General features: G+C 59.8%; 15 protein-coding genes. 7 read left to right on the forward strand and 8 right to left on the reverse strand.

Annotated elements, in window-relative coordinates; all coding sequences use genetic code 11:
• Positions 1-80: 80 nt before the first annotated feature.
• From ACXJKE_RS08435 to ACXJKE_RS08445, 3 genes are all read right to left on the reverse strand, one after another.
• The gene (locus ACXJKE_RS08435) at positions 81-1052 is read right to left on the reverse strand and encodes a TRAP transporter substrate-binding protein (protein WP_457280140.1); all 972 of its coding nucleotides are present in this window, start codon (positions 1050-1052) and stop codon (positions 81-83) included.
• Positions 1053-1144: 92 nt separating this feature from the next.
• Positions 1145-2170 carry a D-erythronate dehydrogenase gene (gene denD, locus ACXJKE_RS08440; RefSeq protein WP_457280141.1) on the reverse strand — a complete coding sequence of 342 codons (1026 nt, stop codon included), beginning with the start codon at positions 2168-2170 and terminating at the stop codon, positions 1145-1147.
• Between the two features lie 312 nt (positions 2171-2482).
• Entirely contained in the window at positions 2483-3496 is a 1014-nt protein-coding gene (locus tag ACXJKE_RS08445) for an acyltransferase family protein (protein ID WP_457280142.1), read from the reverse strand.
• A 375-nt stretch (positions 3497-3871) separates the two neighbouring features.
• Here ACXJKE_RS08445 and epsA point away from each other — a divergent pair, with 375 nt between their 5' ends.
• From epsA to epsG, 6 genes are all read left to right on the forward strand, one after another.
• Entirely contained in the window at positions 3872-4660 is a 789-nt protein-coding gene (gene epsA / locus ACXJKE_RS08450) for an XrtB/PEP-CTERM-associated transcriptional regulator EpsA (protein WP_457280143.1), read from the forward strand.
• On the forward strand, positions 4653-6080 hold the full coding sequence (locus tag ACXJKE_RS08455; RefSeq protein ID WP_457280144.1) for an undecaprenyl-phosphate glucose phosphotransferase: 1428 nt from the start codon (positions 4653-4655) through the stop codon (positions 6078-6080). The genes epsA and ACXJKE_RS08455 overlap by 8 nt, the downstream gene beginning before the upstream one ends.
• Before the next feature lie 20 nt (positions 6081-6100).
• Entirely contained in the window at positions 6101-7300 is a 1200-nt protein-coding gene (gene epsL / locus ACXJKE_RS08460; protein WP_457280145.1) for an XrtB/PEP-CTERM-associated polysaccharide biosynthesis outer membrane protein EpsL, read from the forward strand.
• 106 nt (positions 7301-7406) lie between these two features.
• Positions 7407-8291 (forward strand): polysaccharide export protein EpsE, encoded by an 885-nt coding sequence (gene epsE / locus ACXJKE_RS08465; protein WP_457280962.1) that lies wholly within the window; start codon positions 7407-7409, stop codon positions 8289-8291.
• Positions 8292-8294: 3 nt separating this feature from the next.
• Complete coding sequence (gene epsF, locus ACXJKE_RS08470; RefSeq protein WP_457280146.1) at positions 8295-9692, forward strand: chain length determinant protein EpsF; 1398 nt, start codon at positions 8295-8297, stop codon at positions 9690-9692.
• Positions 9689-10588, forward strand: a complete 900-nt coding sequence (gene epsG, locus ACXJKE_RS08475; protein WP_457280147.1) for a chain length determinant protein tyrosine kinase EpsG — start codon at positions 9689-9691, stop codon at positions 10586-10588. Before epsF ends, epsG begins: the two co-directional genes overlap by 4 nt.
• On the opposite strand, the gene ACXJKE_RS08480 is transcribed toward epsG, so the two are convergent.
• Positions 10575-10979, reverse strand: coding sequence for a VanZ family protein (locus ACXJKE_RS08480; protein ID WP_457280148.1), 405 nt, complete (start codon positions 10977-10979; stop codon positions 10575-10577). The two genes, epsG and ACXJKE_RS08480, sit on opposite strands and share 14 nt — an antisense overlap.
• 41 nt (positions 10980-11020) lie before the next feature.
• Here ACXJKE_RS08480 and ACXJKE_RS08485 point away from each other — a divergent pair, with 41 nt between their 5' ends.
• Positions 11021-11788: a WecB/TagA/CpsF family glycosyltransferase gene (locus ACXJKE_RS08485; protein WP_457280149.1), complete on the forward strand. Its 768-nt coding sequence runs from the start codon at positions 11021-11023 to the stop codon at positions 11786-11788.
• Here the strand turns inward: ACXJKE_RS08485 and ACXJKE_RS08490 are convergent.
• From ACXJKE_RS08490 to ACXJKE_RS08505, 4 genes are read right to left on the reverse strand one after another with little or no spacing between them, the layout of a single operon-like run.
• Positions 11747-12427 (reverse strand): serine acetyltransferase, encoded by a 681-nt coding sequence (locus ACXJKE_RS08490; protein ID WP_457280150.1) that lies wholly within the window; start codon positions 12425-12427, stop codon positions 11747-11749. The genes ACXJKE_RS08485 and ACXJKE_RS08490 overlap by 42 nt on opposite strands.
• The gene (locus ACXJKE_RS08495; RefSeq protein WP_457280151.1) at positions 12415-13443 is read right to left on the reverse strand and encodes an NAD-dependent epimerase/dehydratase family protein; all 1029 of its coding nucleotides are present in this window, start codon (positions 13441-13443) and stop codon (positions 12415-12417) included. Before ACXJKE_RS08495 ends, ACXJKE_RS08490 begins: the two co-directional genes overlap by 13 nt.
• Positions 13440-15131 (reverse strand): FAD-dependent oxidoreductase, encoded by a 1692-nt coding sequence (locus ACXJKE_RS08500; RefSeq protein ID WP_457280152.1) that lies wholly within the window; start codon positions 15129-15131, stop codon positions 13440-13442. The genes ACXJKE_RS08495 and ACXJKE_RS08500 overlap by 4 nt, the downstream gene beginning before the upstream one ends.
• Positions 15128-16306 (reverse strand): glycosyltransferase family 4 protein, encoded by a 1179-nt coding sequence (locus ACXJKE_RS08505; RefSeq protein ID WP_457280153.1) that lies wholly within the window; start codon positions 16304-16306, stop codon positions 15128-15130. The genes ACXJKE_RS08500 and ACXJKE_RS08505 overlap by 4 nt, the downstream gene beginning before the upstream one ends.
• Between the last annotated feature and the right edge of the window lie 2 nt (positions 16307-16308).

The raw sequence follows: 16308 nt of genomic DNA on the forward strand, positions 1-16308 counted from the left end.
TTTCAATGAAAACGCCCGCAGACCAATGGTGGCGGGCGCAAGTAGCTACAAAAAAAGTAGCAAAATAGCTGCGGTACGGTTTACTTGTAGTTCCTGATCGCGTCGATGTTGGCTTTGCCGAACTGCTTTTCAAATTCGGCGTTGACTGGCGCCAGCGTTGCCACGAACTTCGCCTTGTCGACGTTTTCGATCACGGTCATGCCTTTGCTGCGCAGCTCGGCTACACCGTTGGCATCGTCCTGGTCCACGCGGGCCCGGTTCGCCTTGGTCGCTTCCTTGGCAGCGTCAATGAATGCCGTCTTGTCGCCAGCACTGAGCTTGTCGAAAGCTGCCTTGTTCATGACAAAAATACAGGGTGAATAAACGTGACCGGTCAGTGAAAGGTGCTTTTGCACCTGGTCGAACTTGGCGGACATGATCACAGACAGGGGATTTTCCTGGCCGTCGACCGTGCCTTGCTGCAGCGCCGTGAACACTTCGGGAAAGGCCATGGGCGTGGTGATGATGCCAAGGCCTTTGTAGGCGGCGATGTGCACCGGATTTTCCATGGTGCGCATCTTCAGTCCCTTCAGGTCCTCCGGAACTTTCACATCCCGCTTGCTGTTGGTCATGTGGCGAAAGCCGTTCTCGGCCCAGGCCAGCGCCTTAAAGCCCTTGGCATCGAATTTGGTCAGGAGATTCTGGCCGATGGGGCCGTCCAGCACGGCGCGTGCGTGCGCCTTGTCCCGGAACAGGAAGGGAACGTCGAGGATCTTGGTCTCGGGGACAAAGTTGGGTACGGGGCCGGTGGAGGAGAGGGCCAGCTCCTGGGTGCCCAGCTGCACGGCCTCGATGGATTCGCGTTCGCCGCCCAGGGCTCCGTTGTAGAAGGTCTGGACTCTGTAGCGGCCTGCTGTGCGTTTCTCGACTTCTTTGGCAAAGGTGTCGATGGCAATGCCCTGATGCGAATTCTGGGCCGTGGAAATGCTGATCTTCATGGTGGTCTGTGCATTTGCAGACGCCATGAATCCCGCTGCGAGCGTCATACCGATAATCAGTTTTGAAAGCTTCATGTTGTTTGTCTCCGTTGGGTGATCGGGCCGGGAATCCTGTGGACGACTGGGGCCGGTCCCGCATCAGGATTTTCCGACCATAAGCACACGCATTATTGCCGCGATGCACCAGCGGTTGTGCTCGGGTTTTCGCTTAAGTACGCCGCGATGATGCTTTCAAAATCACTGTCAGGCACCAGGCCCAGCGACCGCGCGCGTGCTGCGTCGATATTGGCCGGCCAGTTGCCCACGATTCCTGCGATGACGGGGTCGTACACCCAGTCGATCAAATCCGCCACGTTCTTTCCTGCCACCCGTGCCAGGGCTTGCGCCATTTCGCCGACCGTGGTCTTGAGGGCCGGCAGATTGACGGCTGTGCGGGCACCCCATTCGGTGTCGCTGGCTTGCGCAGCGCGAATCAATCCCTCAACCGTACGGCCGGGTGACGCAAGAGCCACGGCCGTTTCGGGCGGCACAGGGCACTGCGCCCTGATCCCCGCCAGGGGTTCCCGGATCATGCCGCTGAGAAAGCTCGATGCCGCACCGTTGGGTTTTCCGGGCCGTACGCTCACGGTCATCAGGCGTACGTTGCGCCCGCGTATGAAACCCTTGCGCGCGTAATCAGCCACCAGTTGCTCGCCGATAAATTTCTGGATGCCGTAGCTGTTCTGTGGTGTGGGCAGCGTTCTGTCATCGATGACCGCCGGGAGTGGTTGCTCGGGTGAATTGCCAAACACTGCAAGCGAACTGGCGAATACGACGGTGGGCGATGTATTCAGGGCACGGCACGCCTGCAGCAGCGCACGCGTGGCGTCGACATTGCTGCGCATCCCAAGGTCGAAATCCGCTTCGCATTCACCGCTGACCGCCGCCGCCAGATGGAATATCAGCGTGTCTTTTTCTGTCACCACGAGTGCTTGCGGATGACCGTCTTCCAGCAGCCGGTTCAGATCGCCGGTGATGGTTCGAATGCGGTTGTCCGCGGCCAGCGCGGCCGGGGGCGCCACCCTGTCAACCAGTGTCACTGTCCGGATGGTTTGCGGTGCGCTGCCCGCAAGAGCCAATTGCCCCGCGTCCAGAAGTTGCCGGGCCAGCCTGGCCCCGAGAAATCCGGCGCCACCGGTGATGACGATATTCATGGGTATGTTGTCTCCATTTTTTGTAGGTTACTCGCCTGCATGCCCGCACCGATCCGGTTGCCTGCGGTATGTCAGGCAGTTTAGTTCGAAGGAGGAGTCGTTCCATGCAGCCGACAGATGGTGCCGGTTTGGATGGTGCTTGGAGAAAAAGACATCGTGCAACTCCCGGGGGGGCACGGCTCCTGCTCCGACATTCGAGCCGTTCAGGATTCGCCGCGGCGGCACAGTCACTGATTGGGGCGCCAGGACGCCGCCAGTGATGAGCGGCTTGGCGCCAGAATGAAATGGGCCGCTGGCTCGAGCCCCGATCCTTCAGGCTGCTACCACGGGCTTCGGATTGGTTTTCGGCTTGCCCGGCACAGTTCCCAGCAGCCACAGATTCAGGCCTGCGTGCCGGCTGATGAGCAGCGCGGATACGACAGGACCAGCAATCCCGGCGACGAGTCCCAGCGTCATCAGGACATAGGTGTCCGTGATACCCAGTTTCCTGAAGGCGATACGGCTCGCTGCCGTAAAAAAAACATGCAGCAGGTAAATCGCAAATGAGAAAGATCCAATGTAGGCCAGGGGCGCGAAACTCCAGCCACTCCGCAAAAGAAGAAAGGCACTTGAGACACCGAGCGCCAGTGCGGCGACAGAACTTCCTTGCTCGGAAAATTGCGGAAAAAGCATGGCCCCGGTAGCGGCGCAAATAAATACTGCCGCTGCCACAAGCCGGGCCTTTGGCGTTCCGATGTCAAATCGTTTGCAGGCAAGCCCGGCCAGGAAAAAAGGCAGAAGGTAAACAGCGCCGCGGGCGGCGAAATAGTTGGGGGGGCTGAAGTAGTCAAACAGCACCGCGCTGAGCGCCCAGGCGACCGCAAATCCGGCCGCAGTAGAAAGTGCGTTGAGGTGTTCCAGCAGCAGAACGACCAGGAAGACAATAAAAAGCGCTTCAAGAAACCAGAAGTGCCCCACGGGCTCAATGTGCAACAGCCACCACTGGTTGACCGATGAGTTGGCGCCTGGCGTGAAGGCCTGCACGACGGCAAAAATAGTTCCCACCGTAATCAGGGGGAGCAGCAGCCGCCGGACCTTGCCTTTAATGAATTCAGCAGCATTGCCTTCATAGGGGCGAAATGCATACACATAGCCTGAGATGAAAGAGAAGAGCGGCATGCGGATATAGGCCAGCCCTTCATTGAACATCTGCAACCAGTGCCCCTCCGGAACCTTCAGGCCCACTGAGGGCGTATCCCCTACTACATGAAACAGAACCAGCAAGATGCAGGCGATGCCTCTTACCGTATCCACTTCCATGCTGCGCTTCATTTTCTTGCCGGTCATCAGCCTTGCGTTCCTCTTCTTGTTTCTTTGCTGTCTTGCTCACTGCAACTGCGTGCACAAATTATGTGCGCAGCGTAGCCAATAGCTGCCACGGCTGTGCGCCAAAAGAAAGCAAACTGTTGCAAGCCGTATCGTTTTGCGAAGCAACTGCCATCAAGCGCACAGCTGTTACGTAGTTGCAACCAATACGCGCGGGGTCTGACACCTCAATTGCATGCCTGCCACCCTACACTGAGTCGTCTTGTTCCTACATCAACTGTGCCGTCTTTGGTATTGCGACTTATACCAAGCTAGACGATTCTCAGTGGGCCCCTTCTGCCACGCCTGCACACGCAGGCAGGGGGCAGAACAAAACACAGGAAGTGATATCAAGGCATGAAATCTCACGCTCCGCTTTTTAGCGAAGATCCTGCGCACTATACGGCGCTGATAACGCAGGCTACGGCCATCACCCGGCACGCCGACCTGCTCGAATGGTTGCGCGGTGACGTCCAGTATTCCCTTCCACATGACATCCTGATGGTGGGCTGGGGCGACTTTCAGGAAGGTGCTATCCAGCACGACATTCTTTCTGAATTGCCTGGCGTACGTTCTTATGCAGACGGTACAGACGGCGTGCCCTTTTTGCTTGGCCGGCTTCATGACCACTGGGTGGCGGCCGGTGGGCAGCCCTGCCTCCTCAATTTCAGCCAGTTCGAATATTTGCTCGGCAATGCGAGCTTGCCGGGCTCCTTCACCCGTACCCTGGCGGGGATGCGCTCGGTGCTCGTTCACGCGATGCATGACGAAAGGGCGCACCAGGACTGTCTGTATGCGTTTTTCCGTGCATATGAGATTCCCAGGGAGTCTGGGCTGAAGGCCATGAGGATGCTGATGCCTGCCATTGATAACGCGCTGCGGCAGATGGCGCTGTTGCCACAGCAGCACCCGCAAGCTGTCGTTACGGTGCGCAACGGAGCCGACGACGCGTCCGGCCTGAGCGAACGTGAAACGCAAATCATGGCCTGGGTCGCCATGGGAAAAACCAATGCCGAGATTGGAACCATCCTCAACATCAGTGGCTATACGGTGAAGAATCACATGCAGCGCATATTCCAGAAGCTCAACGTATTTAACCGGGCCCAGGCTGTCTCCAGGATTACGCGGGTGAGCTTGCATGGATGATGTCAACCCGCTCAATTCAGCCTCGGCATGGCTTAACCGGCGCGAACCCCGCTCCATGGGGTTGGGTCGAAGTCATCTTTTCACCGCAGTGGAGGCCGCGCTGGACCCTCTGGTTCTGGTGTTCTCGCTCTGGGGACTGGCTTTGTTCTTTGAAGGGTCGGTGCGTCCTGCCTATCTAATTTTGTCGGTCATCGTGTTTTCGCTGACGTTTCCCGGTACCTCCCAATTGCGTTTGCCCGTGTGGAAGGTGTTCTCGAAGATTGCATTTCACTGGATATGGATTGCCGGCTTGTTGTTGCTGACGGGTTTTGCCACCGAATATTTCTATAAATTTTCCATGACGGTATTGGTTAACTGGCTATGGGTCGCGCCGGTTGCCCAGGCGGGTGCGCATGTGGCTCTGCGTGCTGCCGCTCCGCAGTTGCTGAAATTGCAGGGGGCGGTTCGGGGTGCTGTCATCGTCGGTATGAACGAGCAAGGCGTTTCTCTGGCCCGGCACATCACAGGCTCGGCGTATTCGGGCATTGATTTGAAGGGTTTTTTCGACGACCGCGGGGAGGACCGCAGGGAGTCACAGGATGACTACCAACTGGTGGGAAAAATTGACGACCTTCCGGCTTACGTCAAGCAGCACCGTATCCAGTTTATTTATCTGTCCTTGCCCATGGCATCGCGGCCGCGCATCCTGCAGGTGCTTGATGGCCTGAAGGACACCACAGCGTCGATTTATTTTGTCCCCGACATGTTCATTACCGACCTGATACAGGGCCGCAGCGATTCGGTCTGCGGGGTCACGGTGATATCTGTCTGTGATACGCCGTTCCGGGGTGTCAGCGGCGTACTGAAGCGGGCCAGCGACGTCGCGCTGTCACTGCTGATCCTGTTCCTGATTTTTCCGGTCATGCTGGTGATCGGGATCATGGTCAAGCTTGACTCTCCCGGGCCGGTTATTTTCAAGCAGCGGCGCTATGGCCTGGACGGTGAGCAGATTCTGGTCTACAAGTTCCGGTCCATGGCTGTTACCGAAGACGGTGGCACGATTCAACAGGCTCGCAAGAATGACATGCGGATCACCCGCCTGGGCGCTTTCCTGCGCAAAACCTCACTCGACGAATTACCGCAATTCATCAACGTATTGCAAGGGCGCATGAGCATCGTCGGGCCGCGCCCGCACGCCGTGGCACACAACGAAATGTATCGCTCTCTCATCAAGGGCTACATGGTTCGCCACAAGGTCAGGCCCGGCATTACCGGCTGGGCTCAGGTGAATGGGCAGCGCGGCGAAACCGACACGCTCGACAAGATGCAGTCGCGTATCGATTGCGACCTGGATTACCTGCGCAACTGGTCGCTGCAGCTCGATTTTTTCATCATTCTGAAAACGATCCGCCTGGTCTTCAAGGACAGTGCGGCTTACTAAAAGCAAAAAAAGGACAGCTGATGCCTCACCGCGACCTCCTTCCCATTCCGCTCTTGTTGCTGAGCCTGATTCCCCTGGCGGTGCGTGCCGATGAGCTTGACACCCTTCAGTTCAAGGCTGGGCAGTCCGTCACGCACGACAGCAATGTCTTCCGGTTGTCCGATACAGCGAATGCCCAGGCATTGATAGGAACCACGGACCGCGCGGACACAGTTTCGGTGACGACAGCAGGTTTTAAGATAAACAAGCCTTTCGGGCTTCAGAGATTTGAGCTCGACGCTGGGGTCGAAGACCATCATTACAGCCGCTTTTCCAATCTTGATTTCACCGCGGTGAACTATGCGGCCGCCTGGCGCTGGAGTTTTACGCCGGCCTTGCATGGCAACCTGACCTCCGATCGGCGGGAATTTGTCGACAACACGGCCGACGTCCAGAATTCAGGTCAACTCAATCGCCGGACCAACCGCTCGACCGTGTTTGATGCGGAATACGAGCTCGATGGTGCGTGGCGGCTGGTTGGCGGACTTTTCGAACGCACCAGCACCAGCAGCCAGCCCTTCACCTTTGAAGGCGACTCACGAATTCGGGGAGCCGAGGGCGGCGTACGCTATGTCTTCCCCTCGAACACTTCCATGGCTTATCGCTATAAGCGGGGCAACGGCGACTATCCGGGCCGGGTGCCGTCGCCAACGTTTGCGGGGAGCTTTACGGATACTGAGCACGAGGTTCGGCTGGACTGGGCGCCGACCGGAAAAACCACCCTGCGGGCACGCTTGTCCCACCTCGACCGCGAGCACGACGGATTGGCTGCGCGGGATTTTTCGGGTTTTACCGGCCAGCTTGATGCGACCTGGAACATCACGGCAAAGACAAGTCTTGCCGGAGGCCTGGTGCGGGAACTGGGCAGCTATCAGACTTCTACAGCCAGCTATTACGAAGGCTATCGCTTCTTTATCGCGCCGACCTGGAAGCCCAGCGAGAAGACGGCAGTTCGCCTGCGCTACGACCACGGCGCACGCGACTTCCGGGGGCCTTTGCCGGGCTTTGCCGCAACGGATCGCCACGACACCAGCAATCTGGTTTCCCTGGCACTTGAGTGGCAGGCGCTGCGTGCCCTCAAGTTGATAGCTTCAGTGCAGCGCGACAGGCGCAAATCCACTGAGCCGGGTTTTGACTACACCAGCAATGCCTTTGGTCTTTCAGCACAAGCGAGCTTTTGATGGAATCCTTCAACCAACCCCGCTTTCAGGCGCCGGCGTGGCCCCAGCCTGCGGCGTCCTTTACAGACATTTTGCTTTCCGAAAAGGCGACAACAAGATGAAATTCATGATTCGTAACTTTCCTCCGGTCTTATTGGCCTTGCTTCTGGCGATGACGGTTCCCGCGTTCGCCCAGCCGGCCGCACCAAGTCAGTCTGCTGCAGTGACGGCTCCGGTTGCGCCTGTTGCACCGGCTGCTGCCGGTGCTGCGGCTGTGCCGACCAACCAGGACTATCGCCTGGGCGCCGGCGATTCCATTGGCGTGCAGGTGTACCAGAGTCCGGATCTCTCGGTCGACGCACGGGTATCTGAAAGCGGCGTGATCAGCTATCCCCTGATTGGCAGCGTTCAGCTGGGTGGCCTGACGATTGGAGAGGCCGAGAAGAAAATTGCAGATGCCTTGCGCACCGGCGGTTTCGTCAAGGTACCGCAGGTCAACATCGTCCTGCGGCAGGTACGGGGCAATCAGGTCGCCGTGCTGGGGCAGGTAAGCCGCCCAGGCCGTTTCCCCCTGGAAACATTCAACACCCGTGTCAGCGACATGCTGGCTGCTGCCGGCGGTGTGACCCCTACGGGTGACGATGTACTGATCCTGACCGGCCAGCGTGAAGGCAAGCCGTTTCGGAAAGTGATTGATATCCCGGCACTCTTTCTGAACGAGAAATCAGATGAAGATATTGTGCTGGCGGGCGGAGACACGCTGTATGTCAACAAGGCGCCGATGTTTTATATCTACGGCGAGGCACAGCGCCCCGGACCGTATCGCATTGAGCGGGGCATGACCGTGATGCAAGCGCTTGCCCAGGGCGGCGGACCCACGGTGCGCGGCAGCGAAAACCGGCTGCGCCTGCATCGCCGCGACGCGGCGGGGAAGGTCGTGGAAACAACCCCCCGGCTCACCGACCCCGTTCGCGCCGAGGATGTGATCTATGTTCGTGAAAGCCTCTTTTAAATCATGACACTCCATCAATTCCTGCTGATCCTGCGGGCCCGTTATCGGGTTGTTGTGCTCGTCATGCTGGTGGCCATATTGGCCGCGCTGGCCGTCAGCCTCGCGCTTCCCCGCAAGTACACCGCCCAGGCCGCCGTACTGGTTGACGTGCGCTCACCTGATCCGGTTGCCGGCGGCGCGGCCTTGCCCGGCCTGGTCGCACCCAGCTATATGGCGACCCAGGTGGACATCATCGGTGGTGACCGTGTGGCCCAGCGCGTGGTGAAAATGCTCAAGCTGGATGAAGACCCACGCACCAAAGCCCGTTGGCTTGAGGCCACCGACGGACGCGGGTCGCTTGAGAGCTGGCTGGCCGAGTCCCTGCAGAAGGGCCTGGATGTGCGGCCCGCGCGCGAAAGCAACGTGATCAACATCACCTACAAGGGCAGCGATCCGGATGTCGCCGCCACTACGGCCAATACTTTTGCCCAGGCCTATCTCGATACCAACCTGTCGCTAAAGACGGAACCTGCCAAGATCTACGCCGAATGGTTTGATGACCAGACCAAGGCATCTCGCGCGAAGCTCGAAGAGGCCCAGGCGCGCCTGTCGGAGTACCAGCAGAAGGCCGGTATTGTCAGCAGCGACGAGCGTGTGGACTACGAGACCGCGAAGCTTGGGGAAATTTCCTCCCAGCTGACGACTGTGCAGGGCGAGACTACCGACAGCCAGAGCAAACGCAGCTCCCGTGGAGATACCGTCGCTGAAGTCATGCAGAGTCCGCTGATCAATGGCCTGAAGGCCGATCTTTCGCGGCTGGAGGCCAAGGTACAGGAAATCAGCGTGCGCCTCGGGGCTAACCACCCTGAGCGGCAACGCGCTGAATCCGAACTGGCCGCCGTGAAAAGCCGGCTGGCAACCGAGACAGCGCGCATCACGGCGTCTATCGAAACAACCTACCGTGTGGGCAAAGACCGGGAGCGTGAACTGCAGGCCGCGGTGGGCGCACAGAAAGCGCGTGTCCTCGAACTGAACAAGCAGCGGGATGAGCTTAATGTGTATCGCCGTGATGTGGAGTCAGCGCAACGTGCTTTTGAGGCCGTCAGCCAAAGTGCATCGCAGACACGCCTCCAGAGCCTGAGCAATCAGACCAATGTTGTGCGGCTGAACATGGCAACGCCTCCCGTCAATCCTTCGAGCCCGAAACTGTTGGTGAATCTGCTGGTCGCTGCTTTTGGCGGGACTTTGTTCGGCATTGCATGCGGATTGCTGCTGGAACTGGCCAACCGCCGGGTACGCTCTGCCGAAGACCTGGTGCAGATATTGGGCCTGCCTGTGCTGGCAAGCATTTCTTCGGATGGAGGAAGCGGCAGGCTTCCCGGTTCGCGTCGCCTGATGCTAGGCAATGGAGGGACAGCATGAATAGAAACAACGCTCCGACGATACGATCGGTTCCCCTGACAGTTCCCAGCAAACCGGCCACGGGTGCCGGCCGCTCCATGGGGACAATCCTGGTGGACGCAGGTCGGCTGTCGCCGCCGGATGCCGAACGTATTCTCCATTTTCAGCGGGACCGTGGCTTGCGCTTTGGCGATTCCGGCAAAGCCTTGGGCCTGTTGAATGACGACGATGTGCGTTTTGCCCTCTCGGTCCAGTTTGATTACCCCTACCTTGCCAATGAAACCAAGCTCAGCCGGGAGCTTGTGGCGGCTTACCAGCCGGGTAGCCAGCCGGTTGAACAGTTGCGTGCGCTGCGCAGCCAGTTGATGCTGCGCTGGTTTGACACCGGGGCCGAGCGCCGGGGATTGGCGATTGTCAGCGCCGGAGCGAAAGAAGGACGCAGCTATATCGCGGCTAACCTGGCTATCGTGTTTTCACAGCTGGGGGAACGTACTTTGCTGGTCGACGCGGACATGCGGACGCCACGGCAGCACCAGCTTTTTAACCTTGGGGCGACTGCGGGCCTGTCTGACATGCTCGCTGGCCGCGCCGGGCCGGAAGCGGTCATCAGCATACCGGCCCTGCAGGATCTGTCGGTGCTGCCTGCGGGGGTCATTCCGCCTAATCCACAGGAGCTGCTCGGGCGGCAGGAGTTTTCCAAACTGTTGCAATCATTGGGCGAAGACTTTGACGTCATCATCATCGATACACCGCCGGCCAGCGAATGCGCCGATGCGCATACGGTGGCCGTACGCGCAGGAGCTGCTCTGGTTGTGGCGAGGCAGAACATGAGTTCCATGCCGCAAATGACCCGCTTCACCCACAGCCTGCGGGAGTTCGGGGTGGCTTTGGTAGGCTCCGTGCTTAACGATGCTTGAAGAATCGGCCAGCCCCCAGCCTGTAGGCGGCCTCATGTGCGGCGGCTCCCAGAAGCCCGCCTGCGGCGTCTGCTGCCAGGTCAGACCAGCTGGCTGTCCGGCCCGGCAGGAAAGCCTGATGCAACTCATCCATGGCACCTACCATGATGGCGCTGGCTACGCAGCAAAGCGCCATGCGCCAGCCGCGCGTGCCGCTTGCAATACCGGCAGCCACGCCCACCATGCCAAAGACAAGCAGATGCGCCAGTTTGTCCCAAGGCGAAGGGAACAGCCCAACGGCAACGGGCTGTGCGCCAAGAATGTAAAGCGCTGTGGCCGTCAGGACGACGGTAATGCCCGCCAGGATGCGAAGGGTACGCAGGGGACTGCCGGTGGTTACGGTGTTCAACATGACCACGATTTTGTCATGCCGCAGGCTGAATGGGTGAGGCCGTGCTGAGTTCTTCCTTTGACGGCCCCGCTGACTGGCGCCAGCGCTGGTCGCTGCTGGTGGAAAAGATTGAGCGGGTGCAAAGCCCTGTCGACAGCCAGGTGCTGCTGGCATCCCTTAGCCATCCTGCCAGGCCGCTGGTACTGGCTTTTGCCAATGCTCATGCGATGAATTCCATGGTGGCATCGGTTCCTTTTTTTGAGGCAATGCGGTCGGCCGACCTGGTGCTCAGGGACGGCTCCGGCATGGCAACGCTGTTTAAATTGCTACGGATGCAGCCCGGTCTCAATCTCAATGGGACGGACTTCATTCCGCAATTGATCCGGGCGTTTGACGGCCGCCGCATTGCGTTGTTCGGGACACGTGATCCCTATCTGGCCAAGGGCCGGCTGCGTGTGCAGCAAGAACTGGCTCCCCACAGCCAGCTCATTGCCGCCGATGGTTTCCTGGATGTAGAGGCATACGCGCTGCTGGCAGTTCAGCATCAACCGGCGCTGATCGTGCTCGGCATGGGTATGCCCCGGCAGGAGGAAGTGGCGGCCAGGCTGCGCGCTTTGCTGGATTTCCCCTGCCTTATCGTTTGCGGCGGAGCCATCATTGACTTTCTGGGTGGAAAAACACCGCGCGCACCGATGTGGATGCAAAGGGCCGGTCTGGAGTGGTTGTTTCGCCTGGCGCTGGAGCCGCGCCGGTTGTTTCAGCGCTACGTGATAGGCAATCCGCTATTCTTAACGCGGGCCTTGCGCCTGGCCTCGCTGAACCGACGCTGATGCGGCATTCACTGCGAGCGATTGACGTTGCGGCCGCAAGTGCTGGCTTTCTTCGTCTACGGCTACCGGTGCGTAACGGTTGTCTACATCCGGTGTGCAGTTGGCTTTAACAATCTGACCGGGGTTGCCCATCACTACGCTGTAGGGGGGAACGTTCTCAAAGACATACGCTCCGCCGGCAATCCTGCTGCCTTTCCCCACGGTCACACCGCCCACCACAATCGCGTGCGGACCGATCCACACATCGTCTTCAATGACCGGGTAAACGGTGTTCCGCCGGCCCTCACTGTCAATGTAATCCCGCTGCCCGATCGTTACGCCATGAAACAGCGTGACGTTGCTGCCGATACGTGCGTTCGCATTGACGACGATGCCGCGGCCATGGGTGAGTGCAAGCCCGGGCGCAATGGCGGTTCGCCAGGGTATTTCGATTCCTGCCAGCTGGCTCGTCAGGCGGTACAGCAGTTTTGCGGGAATCATCGCGAGCCAGCGCCATGCAGGCGGAAGTTGCTGGGCTGTCTGGCAAAGACGCAAGGTGACCACCACACGAAATGCCGGATCCAGAAGGGCGCCTTTCAATGCCAGATGCCTGTCGGATCGTCCAAATTTCCGGTGAATATCGGCTTTCAGGGAAGGCATGCTATTTTTTCCATGGTTTGGCTGCTGGTTGATGCCCCGGTACAGAACCACCGGGCCGAGTCATGCACGCCGGTGCGATAAGGTGTCCACGCCAATCCCAATTGTTCCGTTGCTGCCTGCGAGTCGAGTTGAATGTGCTGTGACCACAGACGGAGTAATCCCGGTGGCAACGCATCGGGTAGCCGCCAGCCGGTGATGCCAAGCAATTTCAAAGCCCGCTCAGCTGCCTTGAGTGGCGGGCCACCTACCCAGGAGTCCACGCTCAGCTGGCGCCCGCCGATGCGTTTCACCGGCGTTGCCCTGATTTCGATAGCCAGGTCGACAAAGTAGTCGTTCCAGCGAGGACTGTCCGGCGCAGCCAGATTGAAAGCCGGCAACTCGCCTGGAGCCACCGGCAGCTGCAGTGCAACCAGCAGAGCCTGGCAAACGTCGTCCACGTGGACAAGATTGGACCAACCATCGCCTGCGATGCCAAGGTCGCCAAGACGCCCGGACTGAAGCCATCGGCCGATGCGTCCGACCCAGAGTTCACTGCCAGGACCAAAAACACAGCCTGGCCGCAGCATCACGGCTGTACCGCCGCGACGAGCAAATTCCTCCAGACTGGTTTCCGCTTCGCACTTGGCACGGCCGTACCAACCCAGGCTGGGATCACGTGGCGCACCCTCACGGATAAGGCCTTCTGCAGGGCCATAAATCGACATGGTGCTCAAATGAACAATGCGCGGACAGTTTGCCTTGAGCGCGGCGTCGACCAGGACGTGCATGCCTTCAGAAATCGACGCTGCATCGCCCGCCACGCAGTTAACAACCGCATCGAAGTTTTTTAGTGCCACCGCAAGTTGCCCGGCGTCTCGGGTATCTAGTTCCAGCCATTCGGCCCGCAACTTTTCCGTGCCGTTCGAAAGATTCTTCTGTCTGGACGCGCCCGTGGGGATCGCCCACGAAGTGCTGTGCAGCATTTCCAGCAGGCGCCTGCCGATGTGGCCTGACCCTCCCAATACCAGTACCTTCATGCGGCCTCCTTCAACTGGATCGGTGCCCGCTCTGCACGCAAGCGATGCGACAGCGTGTCGCCCAGCCGGAGCGACATGGCAATCAGGGTCAAAGTCGGATTGGCCTGGCTTGACGTAGGGAAAACGGCGCTTCCGGCTACAAACAGGTTGTGCACCGAGTGAACCTGGCAGTCGGCATTGACCACGCTGGTGCGCACGTCATTGCCCATTCGTGCGGTGCCGATGTGGTGTCCCCCGTAGGCACCGAAGCGCACGAGGTCGTCCTCAAGGGTCTGGCGGTTGTAGTCGAAGTGGGCCTTTCCGCTGCGCGCGAATTCTTCAGCCATCACGTCCAGGGTTTTGCGGACGGAGTCGATATCAGCCTGGCTGTAGCGCCAATCCACCTTCAGGCGAGGCATGCCCAGCGCATCGACAGCGCCGGCAAGTGTGACGCGGCTGTGGGCCTGGGGTATTTGCTCACCATGAACTTCAAGGCTGAAGCGGTTGGTGCGGTTGCGCAGAATCACTGACGGGAATTTGCGTTCAGCGAAGGAGCGCCTGGCCAACCAATGGGCCAGGAAAGCCGTGGTGTCCAGAGGGTCGGCCACCACATTGAGGAGATGGCGGGCGTAAGTCCCTGCCGTGGGGGCATGGCCATCGTTGAGCCGCTTTCCGTATTCGTAGCTGATCAGCTTGCGGGCCAGGAACAGCCCCGACAACACCCCGTTGCGATGCACCGGATCGGTGATGCGCGGGAAATGCAGGCGGGCGACTGCGTTGGCAAGGCCCAGGCGCCTTTGCTCGTGGGCGGCCACAGACAGCCTGCGCCTGCAATAGATGCCTTCCGGGGAAATTTCATAGCCGTGCCGCACATTGCTGACGGGCCCATGAACGGTCAGGGTGCCGACATTCCCGGCGATGTGGCACATGTAGTAGCGTCCCACCACATCATGCTGGTTGCCGACGCCTTGCGGAACGACATCCCGCGACGCCAGTAACAAACGCGCCGTTTCGAGCCCGCCCATGGCCAGTACCGTGGTATTCGGAGTCACCCAAAAGTGTGTTCCTGCCAGGGTGCGTACCTCGAGTTCCCGGATGGCCCTTCCGTCGGCGTGCAGCCGCACTGCGGTGCAGTTGGCTCCCAGCAGCACCTGGATATTGGGCGCCAGCTCAAGCCGCCGTGCATAGCGATTGCCGAAATGCGTGGGACAGGAAAACCGCTCCAGCCCATTGGTCAGCACGCGCGAACTGTCGAACCCTGCAATCATCGGACCGATTTCCGGCTCCAGGGCTTCACCCGCGTCATAAATGAACCGCCCGGCTTCCGCGAGGGCATTGGCACGCGGGTAGTAGGGCAGCAGGTCTTCGTAAGACAGTGGCCAACCGCTGTGCGGAATGTAGCTGCGGGTCTCGAAGTCAATGGGATCGAAGGGCATGCAGCGTCCGCCCCAGATCGCGGTGGATCCCCCCAGGCGCCGCTGGCGATATTTGCCGGGTGGGCTGTGCAGCCGCTCATCCGCGACTTCTCCCTCGCAGAGCGACTGGGTGGGAGCGTGCGCCTGCAGCTGCCCCGACTCCAGCAGAAGCACGGAATGCCCTTGCTCCGACAAGGTGAGCGCCAATGCAATGCCCGCAGGGCCGCCACCCACTACGCAGACGTCCGCCTGAAGGCGGCTGCCGGCCTGAATGTCATTGGCCTGCGTGATCATAGGTGGGTGTCCGGGACAGATTTGGCGGTGGTGCGCAGCGGTTGGGCTGCTACGCCGAAATTGCGCTGGTGGATGCGCGCAACGCTGGCAAAGAAACGGGCAAGGGAAAAGTTCTGTTCGTAAAGTGCCCGGCCGTTGCGCTCCAGTGAAGTCCTCAGCGCAGGCTCGTTCAGCACCCGCTGCAGGCCCCTGGCAATACCGGCTGCGTCGCCAGCCTGCACAAAGCACGCATTGACCCCATCGGTCAACACGGAAGGTATTTCGCCTACCGGGCTGCAGACCACCGCAACGCCGTTGGCCATGGCCTCCAGGATGACCAGTGGCAGGCCCTCGTCGTAAGAAGGCAATACCAGGACATCGGCGCGAGCCATCAGGCGTGCGACCTGCTGCTGGTCGGACCAGCCGGCAAAATCAAGCAGTGCTTCGATGCCCAGTTGCTTTGCCTTTATCCGGTAGGCTTCGATATCGCCGCCGCCGGCCAGAATCACTTCGGTTCGTGAGGCATCAAATCCCGGGAGCGCCAGCGCCTGCAAAAGATCCGATACCCCCTTGCGCTCCGACAGGTTTCCCAAAAAGAGCACGCGCTGCACGATTTGTTCCGAGGCTATGCGCCGTGCATGGGTAGGTTCGGGAACACCGTTGATAACGATCTCCACGCGATTGGCCGGCACGCCGAGTTCTTCGACCACAAAACGCCGTGCGGATGATCCCAGCACCACACAACTGGCCGGCAGCGAAAATACCCAGCGCGTCAGCATCTGCAGCGGACGGGGCAACGACCGGTAGAAATGATGCAGCTGCGCAGCGTGCAAATGAAGCACCACCGGAATACCGAGGGCGCGGCAGACAATGATGATCACGCTCTTGCGAAAGAGGCTCAACCGCTCGGCCATGTTCACATGGACACCCGCCAGCCGGCCGTTGAGTTTTCCGCGCACTATTCTGGCCATGGCAGTTGCCAGCACCCAAAGTGAATACAGCGCGTTGGCGCCGCCGCGGGTGTCAAGCGGACGGAGTTCCGCCGCATCGGCAGGGGCGGAAAACGCCTGGGCCTGAATCAGGTAGTCCGCGACCTTGAACATGCCGCCGCCTTTGGGCGTCCAGGGACACGCAAGGTAGATATAGCGCCCTTCGCGTTCTCGTGCGGCCGAATGCGGCAGCGATTCACTTCTCATAA

The sequence above is a fragment of the Polaromonas sp. P5_D5 genome, assembly GCF_054049435.1.